We start from the raw sequence: 17,521 nt of genomic DNA, 5'->3' as shown, positions 1-17,521 counted from the left end.
CCTTCCCGGGAGGAGTGAGTCGCGCATGCGCGGACGGATCGCCCGCTTCCGGCGCCGGTTGCTGCCGGGCCGCAACCCGCTCGCGCGCGCGGGCGACCGCGTCGAGGCCCTCCTGCTGCTCCTGGTGATCGCCGGCGCGGTCCTGGTGGTGCCGTTCGCGGCGGCGTTCGGCTCGGAGACGTACGCGGCCCAGACGGCCCGAGCCGCGGAGGAACGCGCCACCCGCCACCCGGCCACGGCCGTGTCCCTCGCCGCGGCGGCCGGCCAGCCGTACAGCACGGACGGCGCCGGCGCCCCGGCGGACCAGACAACGGTCCCGGCGGCCTGGTTCGACACCCGCGGCGCCCGCCACACGGGCGAGGTACTGGCCGACGCGGGCAGCCCGGCGGGCACGAAGGTATCAGTGTGGCTGGACCAGCACGGCGACCTGACGAGCGAGCCTTTGTCCCCGTCGACATCGGCGGCCGACGGGGTGTTCGCGGCCGTCCTGCTGTGGGCAGCGGTGACCGGAGCACTGGCGGGGCTGTACGGTTTCGGCAGGTTCGTCTTGGGCCGCCTCCACGCGGCGGCGTGGGACCGGGCGTGGTCGGAAGCCCGCCACGACAGCCGGTTCTGAGTCACTTCCAGCTCGAAGTAACGCCGCGAAGACGCCCGACGACTTCGTCTGTCGTATCGGTTTCTTCGGGAGGGCGCGGTTGTGTCGAGACTGGCCACCGAAATCGAGCACCGGGCCAGGCAAGGAATTCTGCTGTTGCTGCAGGCGGCGCTCGGCGGGCTGACCGTCTTCTACGTCGTCGCGATCTTCGTCAACCGCGAGCTGGGGCTGGCCGAAAAACTCGAACGGCCGCTGACACTGACGGCGCTGTTGTTTCTCTTGACCATTCTCGCCCGGATCGAGCGGCGCCTGGCGGAGCGATCCGACGCGACGATCAAGGTGTATTCCGACCGCGCCGAGCTCTACCAGGCCACGCGCAAGGCTGTCGAAAAGGCCCAGCGGCGGGTTTACGTCACCTACTTCCGTGCGACCAGCCCGACCGAATGGGACGCTGCGGTCGAACAGCACTTCAAGGCGTGCCGTAGGTGGGCCGCCGGCTCGCCCAGGCACATCTTCCGGCGGGTCGTGCTCGGTGCGGACAGTCCTTCGATGCTCAACCACCTGCGGCAGGAACTGGCGGCGGTCACCCGGGCCCAGGCGGCCAAAAGGCACTACAGCGTCAGCGTGCTGAACGACATGGCCCGCGACGTCGGGGCGATGAGCATCGGCCTCTACGACGACGACCAGGTCTTCATTTCTTACTGCAGCGGCCGCGACCGGATCGTCGGCATCGGTATCCGCAGCCGTGAGGTGGTCCGCGACTGCTTCGATCATTACTACGATCACCTGTGGTCGAAAGCGACGCCGATCGAGAAGTACCTGGACGGCGAGGCGCCGGCGCCGGCGCCGATCTGACGTCTCACTTCCAGCGGAAGTGCACGAAGACCCGGCCGAAGTTGTCCTTGTCCTTCTCGACCCGGTGGTAGAGCGCCTTGACGTCCTTGCGCTCGAGAAACCGCAGGACGTGCTTCTTCAGCTGACCGGACCCCTTGCCGGGGATGATCTCGACGAGCGGCGCCTTCTTGGCGACGGCCTCGTCGATGATCGCGCGCAGGGCTCGGTCGATCTCGCCGCCGCGGTTGTAGATGTCGTGCAGGTCCAGCTTCAGCTTCACAGCGCCTGCCACCACCCGTCCACGGCCGGGGGTGCCGCCGCGTCGATGCGCTCGCCCGGGCGGGGGATCGCCAGCGGGAGGTCCGCCGCCTTCGCTTCGCGCCACACGCGGTCCGCCGGCTCGCCCCACGGGTGCATCGCCAGCTGGAACGTCGCCCAGTGCACCGGGACCAGCAGTTTCGCCCGGACGTCCAGGCCCGCGGCGACACCCTCCTCCGGCGTCATGTGGATGTCCGGCCACTGCGGGGCGTACGCGCCGATCTGGATCAGGGCCGCGTCGAACGGGCCGTGTGCCTTCCCGATCGCGGCGAACCCGTCGAAATAGCCCGTGTCGCCGCTGTAGAACACCCGGTGCGACGGCCCCAGCAGCGCCCACGACGTCCACAGCGTGTCGTCGTTCGTGATGCCGCGGCCGGAGAAGTGCTGGGCCGGCGTCGCCACGAACCGGACGCCCGCCACCGTGGCCTCTTCGTGCCAGTCCAGTTCGATGATGCGCGAAGCCGGGACGCGCCAGCGCTCCAGGTGCGCGCCCACCCCGAGCGGCACCAGGAACGGCGCTTCGGAGGACGTCACCAGCGCGCGGACCGTGGCCAGGTCCAGGTGGTCGTAGTGGTCGTGCGAGATCACCACCGCGTCGATCCGGCCGAGCCCGGACAGCGGCACCGGCGGCTCGTGCAGCCGTCGGGGGCCGGCGAACGCCGCCGGGGAGACCCGGTCGCTCCACACCGGGTCGAGCAGCACGCGGGCGCCGTCGAGCTCCACCAGCGTCGACGCGTGGCCGTACCACGTCAGGTGCAGGCCGTCGGCCGAGTCGACCGGTTCCGCCGCGACCAGCGGCACCGGGTTGCCCGGTTTGCGTAGTTCGCGGTGCTCGCCGAAGAACATCTCGCGGAAGATGGTCCGCATCGACGCCGCGGTCATCGGGAGCCGCGGCGCCGCGTTGCGGAACACCTTGCCGTCGAACTGCGGCGACGAGCGGACCCGCTCGGCCCGCGCACCGGTGGCCTTCGCGCCGAACGCCGCCGGCAGGTCCCGGAGAGCCGCGATCGTCTTTCTCATGACCCGAGTCTACGAACGGTTCCTGAGAGGGGCCCCAGCTTCGTGCAGGTGGGTGAGCGCCTGCCGGTAGGACTCGACGAGGCCCGTCTCCAGGTAGGGGAGGCCCAGCTCGGCGCAGTAGGCCCGGACGATCGGCTGCGCCCGCCGCAGGTGCGGCGACGGCATGCTCGGGAACAGGTGGTGCTCGATCTGGTAGTTGAGCCCGCCGAGGGCGACGTCGGTGACGAGCCCGCCGCGGACGTTGCGCGAGGTCAGCACCTGCTTGCGGAGGAAGTCGAGCGCGGGACGCCCGGTCAGCGTCGGCATGCCCTTGTGGTTGGGCGCGAAGATCGATCCCATGTAGACGCCCCACAGTCCCTGGTGGACGGCGAAGAACAGCAGCGCCATACCGGGGGAGAGAACCGTGAACAGCGCGCCGAGGTAGAGGACGAAGTGCGCGGCGAGCAGCGCGGCTTCGAGGCCCCGGCGGCGCAGTCCCGGCTGGCGGACCGCGCGGATCCCGGACCAGTGCAGGTTCAGGCCCTCCAGGGTGAGCAGCGGGAAGAACAGGAACGCCTGGTACCGCCCGATGAACCGCGGCACACCGCGGCTGGCGCGGGCCTGGTCCTTCGACCAGACGAGGATGTCCGGGTCGACGTCCGGGTCGAGCTCCTCGTGGTTCGGGTTGGCGTGGTGGCGGGTGTGCTTGTCCATCCACCAGCCGTAGCTCATCCCGATCCCGAGGTTCCCGGCGAGCAGCCCGGCGACCTCGGTGGGCCGTCGCCGCCGGAACACCTGCTTGTGCGCGAGATCGTGGGACAGCAACGCGATCTGCCCGAACATGACGGCCATGAAGACGGCGACGGCGAGCTGCCACCACGAGTTCCCGAGCAGCGCGAAGGCCACCCACCCGGCGGCGAACAACCCGCCGACGACGAGGATCCGGGCGGTGTAGTAGCCGGGACGGCGCGCCATCAGGCCGGCGGCGGAGATGCGGTGGCTCAGCCGGGCGAAGTCGCTGCCGACGCTGTTCTCGGTGGTGGTCACCCACCCGAGTCTTCGCGCCGGGGGACCGCGCCGGAATGCGGTGCGCTCGAAGGACTTTCCGGGGGCCAGCCCTACCGCCCTCGCTGGTATGCTCGGGGCCGGACGTCAGGCGATGTACTCGGCGAGGTGCTTGCCCGTCAACGTCTTCTTCCGCGCCTTCACCAAGGCCTGCGGCGTGCCCTCGAACACGATCCGGCCGCCGTCGTGACCCGCGCCCGGGCCGAGGTCGATGATCCAGTCCGCGTGGGCCATCACCGCCTGGTGGTGCTCGATGACGATCACCGACTTGCCCGCGTCCACCAGCCGGTCCAGCAGGCCCAGCAGCTGCTCGACGTCCGCCAGGTGCAGGCCCGCCGTCGGCTCGTCGAGGACGTACACCCCGCCCTGCTCCGCCATGTGCGTGGCCAGCTTGATCCGCTGGCGCTCGCCGCCGGACAGCGTCGTCAGAGGCTGGCCCAGGGTCAGGTAGCCGAGGCCGACGTCGGACAGGTGCGTCAGGATCTTGTGCGCCGCCGGCAGGGCGGCGTCGCCGGACGAGAAGAACTCCGACGCCGAAGCCACCGACATGCCCAGGACCTCGCTGATGTCGCGGCCGCCGAAGGTGTACTCCAGCACGTCCGCGTTGAACCGCTTGCCCTCGCACACCTCGCACGGGGTCGCGGTGCCGGCCATGATGCCCAGGTCCGTGTAGACCACGCCGGCGCCGTTGCAGTTCGGGCACGCGCCTTCCGAGTTGGCGCTGAACAGCGCCGGCTTCACGCCGTTGGCCTTGGCGAACGCCTTGCGGATCGGCTCCAGCAGGCCGGTGTAGGTCGCCGGGTTGCTCCGGCGCGAGCCGCGGATCCCGGTCTGGTCGACCGTCACCACGCCTTCGCCGCCGGACACCGAACCGTGGATCAGCGAGCTCTTGCCCGAGCCCGCCACGCCGGTCACGACGACCAGCACGCCGAGCGGGATGTCGACGTCGACGTCCTGCAGGTTGTGCGTCGACGCCCCGCGCACCTCCAGGAAGCCCGACGGCTCACGCACCGACGGCTTCAGCGACGCGCGGTCGTCGAGGTGCCGCCCGGTCAGCGTGCCACTCGACCGCAGACCGTCCACAGTGCCCTGGAACACGATCTCGCCGCCTTCGGTGCCGGCGCGCGGGCCGAGGTCGACGACGTGGTCGGCGATCGCGATCGCCTCCGGCTTGTGCTCGACGACCAGCACCGTGTTTCCCTTGTCGCGCAACTGCAGCAGCAGCTCGTTCATACGCCGGATGTCGTGCGGGTGCAGGCCGATCGTCGGCTCGTCGAAGACGTAGGTGACGTCGGTGAGCGACGACCCGAGGTGGCGGATCATCTTGGTGCGCTGGGCTTCGCCGCCGGACAGCGTCCCGGATGGACGGTCGAGCGAGAGGTAGCCGAGGCCGATCTCGACGAACGAGTCGAGCGTGTGCTTCAGTGCGTCCAGCAGCGGCGCGACGGACGGCTCGGACAGTTTCCCGACCCACGCGGCGAGGTCGCTGATCTGCATCGCGCAGGCGTCGGCGATGCTGATCCCGTCGATCTTCGACGACCGCGCCTCCGCCGACAGCCGCGTGCCGTCGCAGTCCGGGCAGGTCGTGAAGGTGGCCGCCCGCTCGACGAACGCGCGGATGTGCGGCTGCAGCGAGTCGATGTCCTTGGAGAGCATGGACTTCTGGATCGCCGGCACCAGGCCCGTGTAGGTCAGGTTGATGCCTTCGACCTTGATCTTCGTCGGTTCCTTGTAGACGAGGTCGTTGAACTGCTTCTTGGTGAACTTCTTGATCGGCTTGTCCGGGTCGAAGAAGCCGGAGCCGCGGAAGATGCGGCCGTACCAGCCTTCCATGCTGTAGCCGGGGATGGTGATGGCGCCTTCGTTGAGCGACTTGTTCTCGTCGAAGAGCGCGGTCAGGTCGATGTCGTTGACGCGGCCGCGGCCCTCGCAGCGCGGGCACATGCCGCCGGTGATGCTGAAGCTGCGGCGCTCCTTGATCTGGCGGCCGGCCTTCTCGATGGTGACCGCGCCCGCACCGCTGATCGAGGCGACGTTGAACGAAAACGCCTGCGGCGAACCGATGTGCGGCGTCCCGAGCCGGCTGAAGAGGATGCGCAGCATCGCGTTCGCGTCGGTCGCCGTGCCGACGGTGGAGTGCGCGTTGGCGCCCATCCGCTCCTGGTCGACGATGATCGCGGTGGTGATCCCGTCGAGCACGTCGACGTCGGGTCGCGCCAGCGTCGGCATGAAGCCCTGCACGAAGGTGCTGTAGGTCTCGTTGATCAGCCGCTGCGACTCGGCCGCGATCGTGCTGAACACCAGCGAGCTCTTGCCGGAGCCGGAGACGCCGGTGAACACCGTCAGCCGCCGCTTGGGCAGCTCGACGCTGACGTCCTTGAGGTTGTTCACCCGGGCGCCGTGCACGCGGATCAGGTCGTGGCTGTCGGCGGCGTGCTTCGTCGTGGGCTTGCTCATCGGGCTCTCCAGCATTCGGGTCGGGCGGTGGCGATCAAGCTACGGCGGAATCGGCGGCCGGCGCTTCTCGATTCCTGACGGCTTCGGCGGCCCGCCGGTAATCGTGCGGGGAAAGGCCGTAGGCGTCGCGGAACCGGCGGAGGAACTGCGCGACGGGCAGATCCACTGTGGTCGCGAGCGATTCGATGTCCAGGGGCGACGCGGATTCGCGGTCGATGCGGTCGCGAACGCGCCGCAACAGCGCGAGCTCGCGGAAGTGCTGCTGCGCGGCGGCTTTCAGGCTGAGGCACATGGCGGATTCCCTCCATTGCGAGAGCCGGGCATGGTCAGCGCAGTTCCTGGATGCGGAGCAGGTTGCCCGCGGGGTCGCGGAACGAGCAGTCGCGGATGCCGTAGGGCTGTTCGACCGGCTCCTGGACGACCTCGGCGTTGCCGGCCTCGAGCTTCGCGAACAGGGCGTCGAGGTCCTCGGTCGCGAGGTTGACGCTGGCGTAGGTGCCCTTGGCCATCATCTCGTTGATCATGCGGCGTTCGTCGTCGGTGAGGCCGGGCGTCGCGGCCACCGGGGACAGCACGATCGAGGTGTCCGGCTGGTTCGGCGGGCCGACGGTGATCCACTGCATGTCGCCGTACTTGACGTTCTGGCGGACCTCGAAGCCGAGCAGGTCGCGGTAGAAGGCGAGCGAGGCTTCCGGGTCGGTGTGCGGGAGGAAGCTCGAGTGAATGGTGACGTCCATGGTCGTCACCCTAGGTGGCCGCCGAGGGCCGCGCTTCTCGATTCCTGATCGGTCTGGTGACCTGTTTGGCCACGCACGGCGGCATCCCGACGGTGGCCGCGGCCTGCTGCTCGCGGTAGACGCTCGGGGGCATGCCGACCAGTTCGGCGAACCGGGTGCTGAAGGTGCCCAGCGACGAGAAGCCGACGGTGAAGCAGACCTCCGTGACGCTCAGTTCGCCCGTGCGCAGCAGCGCCATCGCCCGTTCGATCCGCCGCGTCATCAGGTACGAATACGGTGACTCACCGTAGGCGCGCCGGAACTGCCGGCTGAGGTGCCCGGCCGACATGTTCACGCCACGGGCGAGCGCCTCGACGTCGAGGGGCTGCGCGTACTCCCGGTCGATCCGGTCCCGGACGCGCCGCAGCAGCGCGAGGTCGCGCAGGTACTGCGCCGAGGCGCCTGAGCCGGTCACCCTTGGATCCTGCCACAAGGAACCAGCCTGGCGGAGCAGTTTCGTGTCGACCCTCGAATCACGCGTGTCGACCCTCCAGTCACGCGTGTCGACCGTTCGCGCACGGCATCCCGCGTGATCGGAGGGTCGACTCGCGTACCTGCAAGGCCGGGTCAGGGGAGGGCCTCGCGGAGGGTGGTGCGGAGCCACTGCTGGGCCGGGTCCGCGTCCAGGCGGGCGTGCCAGGACAGGCGGACCTCCAGCTCCGGCAGGTCCGCCGGAACCGGGAACCAGCGCAGGCCGAGCGGGCCGGCGTACTGCTCGGCGAGGCGCTGCGGCAGCAGCCCCACGTACGGGCTCGACGCGATCACCAGGACGGCGACCGCGGCCGTCGGCACGACGGCGGCGACGTGGCGGTGCAGGCCCGCCGCCGACAGCACGTCGTCCAGCGGCCCCCGGGCGAGGCCGCGGCGGGAGGCCGAGACGTGCGGGTGCTGGCACAGCTGCGCCAGGGTCGGCCGCCGGTGCCGGCCCAGCGGGCTGTCCGCGCGCACCGCGGCCACCAGGCGTTCGCGGTACAGCACGGCGCTGCGGATGTCGGCCGCCGGGTGGGCGCCGACGCCGATGTCCAGGTCGATCGAGCCGTCGCGCAGGGCGTCGGCGCTCTCGCTGCCCTCGGCCACGAACCGCAGGGTGACCGCCGGGGCGGCGGCCGCGGTGGCTTCGGCCGCCGCCGTCGCCAGGGTCGCGGCCACGCCGTCGTTGATCCGGATCGTGAACGTCCGGTCGAGGGCGGCGAGCGAGAAATCCGTGTTGACCAGCGCCGCCGCTTCCTCCAGCAGCGAGCGCACCCGGGGCGCGGTGCGCAGCGCGAACGGCGTCGGCGCCAGCCCGCGGCCGGCGCGGACCAGGATCGGGTCGCCCATCGCCCGGCGCAGCCTGCCCAGCGCGCGGCTGGTCGCCGGGATGGACAGGTGGAGGCGCTCGGCCGCCGCCGTCACGCTCCCGTCCCGCAGGAGCGCGTCGAACACGCGCAGGAGGTTCAGGTCGAGCTGCTCGGGCACAGTTGCAGCATACGCAAATCACCCTTGCCTAAGTTGCGTCGCGCGCAGTAGCCGATCATCCCTAGCGTCGGCGGCATGTCCACTTCCGTTTCGCTTCGCGCACCGGCGTCCCACCGCGGGCTGCTCACGCTCATGTGCGCCGCGGTGGTCCTCGTCGTCGGGATGGTCGCCGCGATCAACCTCGCCGTCCCGCCGCTCGCCGCGAGCGCACTGCACCCGTCCGCGCCGGCGCTGGTCTGGATCGTCGACACCTACGTGATCGTGTTCGCCTGCCTGGTGATCCCGGCCGGTGCCGCCGGCGACCGGTTCGGCCGCAAGGGCGTCCTGCTGACCGGCCTCGGGCTGTTCGCCGCGGGCACGCTGCTTTCCGCCGCCGCGCCGGACGTCGCCGTGCTGCTCGCGGGCCGGGCGCTCACCGGGGTCGGCGCGGCCGCGGTGCTGCCCAACTCGCTCGCCGTCCTGCTGCACGCCGTCCCCGCCGGCCGCCGGGCGGGCACGATCGCCACCTGGGCGTCGATGACCGGCATCGGCGGCGTCGCCGGCAACGTCGGCGGCGGCCTGGTCCTGACGGCCGGCTCGTGGCGCTGGCTGTTCGCGGCCGCCGCGGGCGTCTCGCTGGGGCTGGCCGCCCTGGCCGCCCGGTACGCGCCGGTGTCGTCCCGTCACGACCGGCCGCTCGGGGCCGGGTCCGCGGCGCTGCTGACCGGCGCGTCGGTGGCGCTGCTGCTCGCGATCGTCCAGGGCCCGGAGGCGGGCTGGGACAGCGTGGTCGTCGTGGGCGGCTTCGCCACGGCCGCCGTGCTGTTCGCGGCCTGGGTGTTCGCCGGGCTGCGGTCCGCGCACCCGCTGCTGGACCCCCGGCTGTTCCGGGACCCGCGCCTGCGCAGCGCGTGCCTCGGGCTGACCGCGCTCTTCTTCGGCATGTTCGCGCTGTTCTACGTCAACGCGTCGTTCCTGCAGTACGCCAAGGGGTTCGGCGTGCTGGCGACGGGGCTCGGGATCGTCCCGCTGACCGTGCCGGTCATCCTCGGCGGGCCGCACGTGGGCCGGCTGACCGGGCGGATCGGCCTCGACGCGACCGTCGCGGCCGCGTTCGCGTTCGTCGGCGGTGGCCTGCTCGGACTGTCCACAAGCGACGCGGGGACGCCGTACGCCGCCTACGCGGCTTGGCTCGTGGTGGCCGGGATCGGGGTGGCACTGGCGTTGCCGGCCCTGTCTGGGGTGATCGCGGGGGCCCTGCCGCCGGCGCAGGCGGGCGTCGGCACCGGGCTGCAGGCCACGACCCGGGAGTTCGGCAGCGCGCTCGGCGTCGCCGTGATCGGCACGGTGTCCACCGCGCGGTTCGCCGCCGCGCTGCCGCCGGACGCCCGCGGGGCGCACACCGTGGCCGAAGCCCTCGCCCGGACGCCCCGCGCGGCCGACGTCGTCACGGCGTTCGTCTCGGGAACGGCCGCCGGGCTGCGCGTCACCGGGGTGGCGGTGCTCGTCCTCGGCGGGCTCGTCGTGGGGGAGTCGTGGTGGTCGCGGCACCGCCGGTGACCGGGGGCATCTCGCGTGATCAGAGGGGCATCACTCGTGATTGGGGGGTCGACTCGCGTGATTGGGGGGTCGACTCGCGTGCCTGGGGGTCGGCTTGCGTACCTGGGGGGCGGGTGGAGGCCGTCCCGGGGGTTCCCGTGCCCCCGGGACGGCCGTGCACCGGTGCTGCAAGACCGTGGTGCCCTTGCCGGCGGCATACCCTTCCGCCGGAAGACCGCCACGGCCCGTGCGCCCCGGCGGAGAACCGCCGCGGCGCTCGGCCCCGTGCCCCCGCCCGGTGCGCCGGAAGAAGGTCACCCCGGGGGCGTCGGGTTCCCTCGGGATGACCTTCTCCTGGCCCGCCGGGCGCTCGTGTGGCACAACCGCGAGGTGGGCTGGGGGACGCTTGGGGCCGGTCACCACACCACCCAGCCGCGGAGGGGGTGTGGTGACCGGCAGGGGACGGGGGCCGCCGCGCGCAGCCCCGCCCCGGCTTTTCTCTACCTCCCCATCGGGATGGCCATGGTCGGCAGCGCCGCCCCCGGCTGCGCGGCGAACGCCGTGGTCGGCGGGGCCGGCAGGGACTGCGCGGGGAACGCCGTCGTCGGGATGTCGTTGGCGAACTCGCTCTCGAACTCGCGCTCGAAGGCCTGGTGGTCGAAGCCGCTGTCGAACTCGGCCGGCACGTCGGCCGCCAGTGCGGCGAGCGACGGTTCGACCGTCGGCACCTCGGGGACCTCCGCGACGGGCGCGGGTTCCGGCTCCGGCACGTAGTCGGGCGCGGGGAGCCGGCGGTCCAGCTCCAGCATCCAGTCGAGCATCGCCCGCGGCTTGTCCCACGCGGAGATGCCGACCAGCCGCCCGTCGCGGATGAAGCCGGTGATGCCGTCGGCCAGGGACACGGTGTCCTCGGCCAGCGACGGCATCCCGCACATCTGCAGCCGGGTGTCGTACAGCGTCGACCAGGCGCGGGGGAGCGGGGTGAACGGGATGGCGCTCGAGTGGCCCAGCAGCAGGTTGTCCGCCGCGTGCCGGGCCGACTCGACGGCGTTGATCCAGTGCTCGACCCGCCGCGGGGTCTCGTCGAAGCGCAGGTTCGGCCAGCGCGCGATGTCGCCGGCGATGACGACGTCGGAGGCGCCCTCGGCGAACAGCTTCGAGTCGCAGAGGACGCCGTCGCTGATGTCCAGGCCGGAACCGCGCATCCAGTCCACCGACGGGACGCTGCCGATGGCGAGCACGACGACGCTGGCGACCAGCAGCTGGTTGTTCGTCAGGTGCAGCCCGACGGTGTCCTTGGTGCTGATCCAGTGCCGGACTTCGCTGCGCATCGCCAGCTTCGCCCGGTGCTCGTGGTGCGCCTCGACGATGCCGCTGGAGACGCGGTCGCCGAAGCGGTGCAGCGGCGCCTTCGCGTGCCCGATCAGGGTGACGTCCCGGCCGATGTGCCGCATGCTCGCGGCGAACTCGTTGCCGATCAGGCCGGCGCCGATCACGACGGCCGGCTTCTTGCTGGCGTTGAGGCAGCGCCGCACCGCCATCGAGTCCTCGACCGTGCGCAGGATCCGCACCCGCGGGTCGTGCCGCGGCGCCCCGGGCAGGTGCCGCGGGTAGACGCCGGTCGCGGCGATCAGGCCGTCGTACCAGAGGGATTCCCCGCCCGGCAGGTGCACGACCCGCTCGGTGGTGTCCAGGTGCGTCACGCGCGCGCCGAGGCGCCAGTGCACGTCGAGGTCCGGCAGGTAGTGCGAAAGGCCCACGTCGCTGGGCCGTTCGGTCCCCATCACCAGCGCCTTGGAGACCATCGGCCGGTGGTAGGGTCGCCGGGCCTCGTCGCCGATCAGGACGATCTCGCCGTCGAACTTCTGTTCCCGGAGGCGTTCCGCGGCACGCAGCCCGGCGACGCCCGCACCGACGATGACGATCCGGTCGCCGTCAGCCATCGAGGTCCCCTCTCATCACGACCGCCTGCATCGGGCAGCAGCGGGCGGCCATCTTCGCCTGTTCCATGGTGGTTTCGTCCAGCAGCCGCGTGTGGAAGCGCAGGCGGCCGTCCTGGCCGAGGTCGAACACGTCGGGCGCCTCCATGGCGCAGATGCCGTAGAGCTCGCACCGGTCGTTGTCGACGCTGATCCGGGGCCCGCTGCCGGGCAGTCGGAGCGGCATGTCAGGCCACCTGCTCTTCCACGAGTCCGATGCGTTCCAGGGTGCGGGCCGGCATGAACCGCAGCATCGACACCGTCACGGCCGGGACGAGCAGCGTGATGCCGCCCAGCCAGGTGACCGAGAGGTGGCCGTTGGCGATGGCGCCGAACCAGGAGTGGATCGCGATCAGGGCCACCGCCGGGTACGCGCAGCGGTGCAGCCACAGCCAGCGCCGGTAGGACGTGAAGCGCTGCAGGCCGGCGGTGAGGAAGATGGCGAACATGACCTCGAAGCCGATGATGCCCGCGATGTGGCGCGCTTCCTGGCCGGAGCCGAACGGGACGAACATGTAGGCGAAGCTGTACGGCGCGACCGTCAGGTAGGTGAACCCCAGTGCGTGGACGGCGCCGAAGATGATCGTCGCGGTGGCCAGCACCATGTGGGTGCTGCGCAGGCCCTTCCGGCCGGTGACCGAGCGGATCCAGCCGGTCGCGGTGAGCACGCCCCAGGTGAGTGTCAGCATCGTCGCCGCGTAGGACGTCCGGGCGGCGAAGGCCGCGAGGCCGCGGGCCGCCGGGTCGGTCTTCGGCTGGAACTGCTGGGTCAGGAAGATCGTTGCGTCGTGCCAGGTCTCAACCATGGCTACCCCCGGTTCTCGCGGTGGCCGGCCGGGAAGCCCTGGCGCGGCCACGGTTGCCCTTGATCTGGCGCAGCACGTAGAACAGACCGCCGCCGACCAGCAGGAACAGCGCCCCCACCACGGCCATCTGGGACGTGTCGAGGCCGAGCTGGATGCCGGTGGGCGCCGCCGTGGTCGAGACCACCGGCGCGGGCAGCGCGGTGTAGTCGACCATCCCGGTGCTTTCGAGCATCGTCATGTGCCGCATCACGGCCTGGTTGCCGACGGTGGCGAAGGCGCGCACGTCGTCGTTGCGGGTACCGGCCCGCAGCTGCGCGAGGATGGCGAACACCTGCCCGTGCGCGGCCCGCAGCCGGTTGGCGAAGACGCGGTCGAACTCGGGGCCGGGGGAGGCGGCCATCTCTTCGGCGAGCCAGCCGCGCTGCTCGTCGGAGGGCTGGTCGGGGACCGGCGAGTTCAGCTTCTGCGAGAGCGCGCGGGTCGCCACGTCGAGGCGGCCGTGGTCCATCATGATCGCGAAGCCGACCTTCTGGACCAGTGGGCTGCCCTTTTCCATGGCCATCATGCCCGAGGGCATCTCCCACAGGCCGGCCTGGCGGACCTTGGTCAGCAGCACCGCGTCGGTGTCGGACACCGAGTTCACGGCGCCGGTCTGGGCGAGCGAGGTCGAGCCCGGCGCGAGCAGGGCCAGCACCAGCGCCGCGACGAACAGGATCCGGACCAGCGGCCGGGTACGTTCGAGAACGGTCGCGGGTTCGAAGTCGAACCCGGCCAGCTCAGACGCCGAACGCATTCTGCCTCCACTCGTCCTGGGTCAACGTGATCTTCTTGCCGTCCGGCGCGATCGGGTACCACGCCTGGTCGGCGCCCTGGCCCGAGGTGTCGGCCGGTTCCTGGTCGCCGGTGAAGTGGTACAGCGGCCAGCCGGCGAGGGTCTGCTGGGTGCTGCCGTCGTCGCGGGTGATCTGGCCGATCAGCGACTGGTCGACGTCGACCGGGGCCAGGGTGCCGGGCTTGACCGGGATCCACTTGGCCGCGCACGCGTCCGTGCAGTTCGACCGCGACGGCCGGGGGGTGTCGCGGTCGTAGCGGTAGATCGTGTAACCGGTTCCGTCGACGAGCAGGAGGCCGAGGTCGAACGTCTTCGCCGCCCTGAGCTGGCTCTTCGCCGGGTTGTTCGGGTCGGCGGTGATGCCCTGGGGCATCGGCAGGACGACCTGCCCCTGCTGCATCCCGGGCATCTGCATCCCGGCGCCGCCGGCGGCGTACCCGCCACCCGGGTTGGTGGCGGCGCCGGCGGTACAGGCAGTGAGCAAGGCGAGTGCGGAGAGGCACGCGGCGGCGGGGACCACCGGGCGGGGAATGCGGATCACTGCTCCTCCGTGGGGCATGACTACGCGCTGTTGCCGGTAGTGCAACGGAAAAGGGCGCGAAAGATCCACAGTGGACATTCGGTCCGGAGTGGATGCGGAGCGTTGCGGGGGACAACGCCTGGTCGGGGTCTTCGGTAGGGGATACGGACACGGTCCGGAAACGGTTCAAAAAAGTTTTGGGCCGGTTCGGGGGGCCGAAGTACTGGACGTAGGCCGTCCGGCCCACCAGGATGTCCCGCGTGGGACGGCACACCCGAGCGCTGAGATCCGTCGGCGACCCCGAAGCCGTCGCCGGTCCCGGCGATGGTTCCGACGATCTGGCGAAGGCGCTCTACCAGGAGTTCGGCGGGTCCCTCATGGCGTTCGCCCTGCGGCTGACCGGCCACGACCGGCAGTGGGCCGAGGACGTCGTGCAGGAGACCCTGATCAAGGCGTGGCGGAACGCCGACAAGCTCGACCGCCAGCCGGAGATGCTGCGTGCCTGGTTGTTCACGGTGGCCCGGCGTATCGTCATCGACGGCTGGCGCAGCCGCAGCGTCCGGCCCCAGGAGCTCGAGGAGATCGAATCCGACGCGATCGCGGTGTCCGACGAATCGGACCGGACGCTCGCCGCGATGATCGTTTACGAGGCACTGCAGGGGCTTTCACCCGAGCAGCGGGAGGCCATCCAGCAGACCTACCTGCGCGATCGCACCGTGAACGAGGTCGCGGCGACCCTCGGCGTGCCGCCGGGCACCGTCAAGTCCCGCATCCACCACGCCGTCCGCGCGCTGCGCCGGGCCCTGCGCGAGCGGGGGTGAACTGAGCGTGGCCGGTTCCGCACACACCGATGTCGCCGCGTACGTGCTCGGCGTCCTCAGCGAGGCCGAGAACACCCAGTTCGAAGCCCACCTGATGAACTGCCCGCACTGCCAGCTCGACCTGATCGAGCTCTACCAGCTGCCGGACGTCCTCGACCTGGTGAAGCGCAGCTGGCCGGAGCCCCCGATGCCCGCGCCCGGCCCGCGCACCCTCTCGCCGGGACCCCGGGTGCTGCGCGGCCTCATGGAAGAGGCCGCGGTGAAGCGCCGCCGCCGTCGCCGGCTCGGCATCCTCGCCGGGGCCGCGGCCGCCGCGCTCGTCGTGGCCGGCCCGCTGGTGACCCTCGCGGTCCGGCCGGCCGACGCCGTCCCGCCCGCCTCGCTCGCCGCCCCGAGCGGCAAGCAACCGCCTCCGGCGACGAGCGTCGCCGGGACGTCCACCCCGCCGCCGTCCGCTCCGGCCGGTCAGCCCGGCGGCGGCCAGACCTACGGCCGTGGCAGCGGCGGGTCCGCCGTCAGCGCCCTGGTCACCGTGTCCCCGGTGGAGTGGGGCAGCCGCGTGGACCTCGAGCTGCGCGGGATCGTCGGGCCGGTGAAGTGCCAGCTGGTCGCCATCCCGGCGACCGGCGACGAGCGTGTGGTGTCCAGCTGGTCGGTGCCGCCCAAGGGGTTCGGCATCCCCGGCTCGCCCGAACCGTTGCGGCTGCAGGGTTCGGTCTCCCTGGCGATGGACCAGATCAGCCGGTTCGAGGTCCGCGGCGACGACGGCACCGTCCTCGTCGTCGTGCAGCGCTGAACTCCTTTTTTCCTTCCGAAGCCGTGACCTGGGTGAATGGCGTCCGGTTGCGTTTCCGATGATAACGAACAGATAACGGGCCGGTCGCTTTTGAACCTCGGGGCGCTCGGGTCCGTATCCCCCAATGCATCCCCCGATGCATCCCGACAGCCGGAACCGCAAGCATCCCCCGACCGGTTCCGTGCGATCTCGACCTCAATTGACGGTAGTTCTTGCCCGGGCTGCCGCGCTGTTCGGCGCGCCCGGAAAAACGAACGAGGTGAACTAGTCCATGCCCCGGAATTCTCGGCCCCCCGTGACGGGCAAGCATCGTGTAGCCCGCCGAACCAAGATCGCGATGGGCGCGATCGGCCTGGCCATCGCCGTCGGCGCACTCGCCGTCGCGGTCACCACGGGCCGCACGGGCGAAGCCAGCGCGGACCCCGCTGACCCGTCGTTCTTCATCGACATCAACAAGGTTCCCGCCGGCAACAACGTCAACGCAGCCTTGAAGAAGAAGGGTGCGCAAGGGTCCTTCACCGTCAACTGTGGAACCAACGCCGACGGCGCGCACCAGAACCCGGACAACTTCATCGCCCAGCCCGGGATCAAGAACGGTGCCCAGCACCTGCACGACTACGTCGGCAACCTGACCACCGACGCCGACTCGAGCCTCAAGAGCCTGCTCGCCGGCGGCACCACCTGCAAGAACGGTGACAAGTCCGCCTACTTCTGGCCCGTCATCCGCATCGACCGCGAGGACAAGGCCCAGAACGAGCAGAAGAACCAGCAGGCCCAGCAGCAGCAGAAGGGCAAGACGGGCGACGTCCAGCAGGACAAGAGCGCCCAGGACGCCAAGGACGCCCAGGAACAGCGCAACAGCCAGGGTCAGGGCGGCGGCCGGTCGGGCAAGAGCGCGCAGCAGCAGGGTGACCAGAACCAGAACCAGGACGGTCAGCAGCAGCGCCGCCAGCGCAACCAGGACCAGAACAACCAGCAGGACCAGGACAACCAGCAGCAGGACCAGAACAACCAGCAGCAGAACCAGGACAACCAGCAGAACAAGCAGGACCAGAACAAGAACCAGCAGCAGAACCAGAACCAGAACCAGAACAACAACCAGGACAAGGCCGGCCAGAACCAGGGCCAGCAGCAGGAAGAGCTCGGCGGCATCCAGGGCGCGAACAAGGAGGTCGGCGACAACGACGGCACGATCATCGAGCCGGAGTCGGCGACGTTGAAGTTCATCGGCGGCGGCGCGCAGGACGTCGTCGCGATGCCCCTCGGCCTGAAGATCCTCTACGGTGACGCCAAGCAGAGCACCAACGGCCCGAAGAACGCCCGGCCGAGCTGGACCTGCACCGGGTTCGAGGACCGGCTGACCGACCTCTACCCGATCTGCCCGGCGGGCAGCAAGGTGGAGCGCATCCACAACTTCCCGAACTGCTGGGACGGCAAGAACACCGACAGCAAGGACCACCGCAGCCACATCGTGTTCGCCGACCAGCAGGGCAAGTGCCCGCAGGGCTTCAAGAACGTGCCGCAGCTGCAGGTCACCCTGGTGTACGACGTCCCGCAGGACGTCCAGCAGAACGGCGAGTACAAAGTGGACGCGTTCGCCCAGGAGAAGCACAACCCGCGGTCCGACCACGACGACTTCGCGAACGTGATGAGCAAGCAGATCATGGGCCGCCTCGTCAACTGCATCAACTCCGGCAAGACCTGCGCCGAATAGCCACCGCGCTCCCGGCCCTCCGACAAGCCAGGA

General features: G+C 70.8%; 19 protein-coding genes. 6 read left to right on the top strand and 13 right to left on the bottom strand.

Going from position 1 to position 17,521, the window contains the following annotated elements; all coding sequences use genetic code 11:
• The first annotated feature begins 25 nt into the window (after window positions 1-25).
• Entirely contained in the window at window positions 26-616 is a 591-nt protein-coding gene (locus AB0J55_RS23495) for a hypothetical protein (RefSeq protein WP_364252104.1), read from the top strand.
• A gap of 81 nt (window positions 617-697) precedes the next feature.
• Window positions 698-1,450 carry a hypothetical protein gene (locus AB0J55_RS23490; protein ID WP_364252101.1) on the top strand — a complete coding sequence of 251 codons (753 nt, stop codon included), beginning with the start codon at window positions 698-700 and terminating at the stop codon, window positions 1,448-1,450.
• 4 nt (window positions 1,451-1,454) lie between these two features.
• Here AB0J55_RS23490 and AB0J55_RS23485 read toward each other — a convergent pair whose 3' ends face one another.
• From AB0J55_RS23485 to AB0J55_RS23450, 8 genes are all read right to left on the bottom strand, one after another.
• Window positions 1,455-1,721, bottom strand: a complete 267-nt coding sequence (locus AB0J55_RS23485; RefSeq protein ID WP_364252098.1) for a Smr/MutS family protein — start codon at window positions 1,719-1,721, stop codon at window positions 1,455-1,457.
• The gene (locus AB0J55_RS23480; RefSeq protein WP_364252095.1) at window positions 1,706-2,767 is read right to left on the bottom strand and encodes an MBL fold metallo-hydrolase; all 1,062 of its coding nucleotides are present in this window, start codon (window positions 2,765-2,767) and stop codon (window positions 1,706-1,708) included. The genes AB0J55_RS23485 and AB0J55_RS23480 overlap by 16 nt, the downstream gene beginning before the upstream one ends.
• 9 nt (window positions 2,768-2,776) lie before the next feature.
• The gene (locus AB0J55_RS23475) at window positions 2,777-3,793 is read right to left on the bottom strand and encodes an acyl-CoA desaturase (protein ID WP_364252092.1); all 1,017 of its coding nucleotides are present in this window, start codon (window positions 3,791-3,793) and stop codon (window positions 2,777-2,779) included.
• A 105-nt stretch (window positions 3,794-3,898) separates the two neighbouring features.
• On the bottom strand, window positions 3,899-6,268 hold the full coding sequence (locus AB0J55_RS23470; RefSeq protein WP_364252089.1) for an excinuclease ABC subunit UvrA: 2,370 nt from the start codon (window positions 6,266-6,268) through the stop codon (window positions 3,899-3,901).
• Window positions 6,269-6,302: 34 nt separating this feature from the next.
• Window positions 6,303-6,560, bottom strand: coding sequence for an AraC family transcriptional regulator (locus AB0J55_RS23465; RefSeq protein WP_364252086.1), 258 nt, complete (start codon window positions 6,558-6,560; stop codon window positions 6,303-6,305).
• A 34-nt stretch (window positions 6,561-6,594) separates the two neighbouring features.
• A complete protein-coding gene (locus AB0J55_RS23460) occupies window positions 6,595-7,005 on the bottom strand; it encodes a VOC family protein (protein ID WP_364252083.1) in 411 nt (136 codons plus the stop codon).
• A 10-nt stretch (window positions 7,006-7,015) separates the two neighbouring features.
• On the bottom strand, window positions 7,016-7,459 hold the full coding sequence (locus AB0J55_RS23455; protein ID WP_364252080.1) for a helix-turn-helix transcriptional regulator: 444 nt from the start codon (window positions 7,457-7,459) through the stop codon (window positions 7,016-7,018).
• A 152-nt stretch (window positions 7,460-7,611) separates the two neighbouring features.
• Entirely contained in the window at window positions 7,612-8,502 is an 891-nt protein-coding gene (locus tag AB0J55_RS23450) for a LysR family transcriptional regulator (protein WP_364252077.1), read from the bottom strand.
• A 132-nt stretch (window positions 8,503-8,634) separates the two neighbouring features.
• On the opposite strand from AB0J55_RS23450, the gene AB0J55_RS23445 reads away from it, so the two are divergent.
• Window positions 8,635-10,041, top strand: coding sequence for an MFS transporter (locus tag AB0J55_RS23445; RefSeq protein ID WP_364253057.1), 1,407 nt, complete (start codon window positions 8,635-8,637; stop codon window positions 10,039-10,041).
• A gap of 479 nt (window positions 10,042-10,520) precedes the next feature.
• Here AB0J55_RS23445 and AB0J55_RS23440 read toward each other — a convergent pair whose 3' ends face one another.
• From AB0J55_RS23440 to AB0J55_RS23420, 5 genes are read right to left on the bottom strand one after another with little or no spacing between them, the layout of a single operon-like run.
• Window positions 10,521-11,963 carry an FAD-dependent oxidoreductase gene (locus AB0J55_RS23440; RefSeq protein WP_364252074.1) on the bottom strand — a complete coding sequence of 481 codons (1,443 nt, stop codon included), beginning with the start codon at window positions 11,961-11,963 and terminating at the stop codon, window positions 10,521-10,523.
• Window positions 11,956-12,186, bottom strand: coding sequence for a ferredoxin (locus AB0J55_RS23435; RefSeq protein WP_093953060.1), 231 nt, complete (start codon window positions 12,184-12,186; stop codon window positions 11,956-11,958). The genes AB0J55_RS23440 and AB0J55_RS23435 overlap by 8 nt, the downstream gene beginning before the upstream one ends.
• 1 nt (window position 12,187) lies before the next feature.
• Entirely contained in the window at window positions 12,188-12,805 is a 618-nt protein-coding gene (locus AB0J55_RS23430; RefSeq protein WP_003054600.1) for a ferric reductase-like transmembrane domain-containing protein, read from the bottom strand.
• Complete coding sequence (locus AB0J55_RS23425; protein WP_364252069.1) at window positions 12,798-13,598, bottom strand: DUF4142 domain-containing protein; 801 nt, start codon at window positions 13,596-13,598, stop codon at window positions 12,798-12,800. Before AB0J55_RS23425 ends, AB0J55_RS23430 begins: the two co-directional genes overlap by 8 nt.
• Window positions 13,582-14,178, bottom strand: a complete 597-nt coding sequence (locus AB0J55_RS23420; protein WP_364252066.1) for a hypothetical protein — start codon at window positions 14,176-14,178, stop codon at window positions 13,582-13,584. The genes AB0J55_RS23425 and AB0J55_RS23420 overlap by 17 nt, the downstream gene beginning before the upstream one ends.
• Before the next feature lie 239 nt (window positions 14,179-14,417).
• On the opposite strand from AB0J55_RS23420, the gene AB0J55_RS23415 reads away from it, so the two are divergent.
• From AB0J55_RS23415 to AB0J55_RS23405, 3 genes are all read left to right on the top strand, one after another.
• A complete protein-coding gene (locus AB0J55_RS23415) occupies window positions 14,418-14,978 on the top strand; it encodes a sigma-70 family RNA polymerase sigma factor (RefSeq protein ID WP_364252063.1) in 561 nt (186 codons plus the stop codon).
• A 7-nt stretch (window positions 14,979-14,985) separates the two neighbouring features.
• Window positions 14,986-15,774 carry a zf-HC2 domain-containing protein gene (locus AB0J55_RS23410; RefSeq protein WP_364252060.1) on the top strand — a complete coding sequence of 263 codons (789 nt, stop codon included), beginning with the start codon at window positions 14,986-14,988 and terminating at the stop codon, window positions 15,772-15,774.
• 271 nt (window positions 15,775-16,045) lie between these two features.
• On the top strand, window positions 16,046-17,488 hold the full coding sequence (locus tag AB0J55_RS23405) for a DUF1996 domain-containing protein (protein WP_364252057.1): 1,443 nt from the start codon (window positions 16,046-16,048) through the stop codon (window positions 17,486-17,488).
• The last annotated feature ends 33 nt before the right edge of the window (window positions 17,489-17,521 follow it).

The sequence above is a fragment of the Amycolatopsis sp. NPDC049688 genome (genome assembly GCF_040674975.1).
Taxonomy (GTDB): Bacteria; Actinomycetota; Actinomycetes; order Mycobacteriales; family Pseudonocardiaceae; genus Amycolatopsis.
Note: the sequence above shows the minus strand (reverse complement) of the source record. Positions and strands in the feature narration are given on the sequence as shown.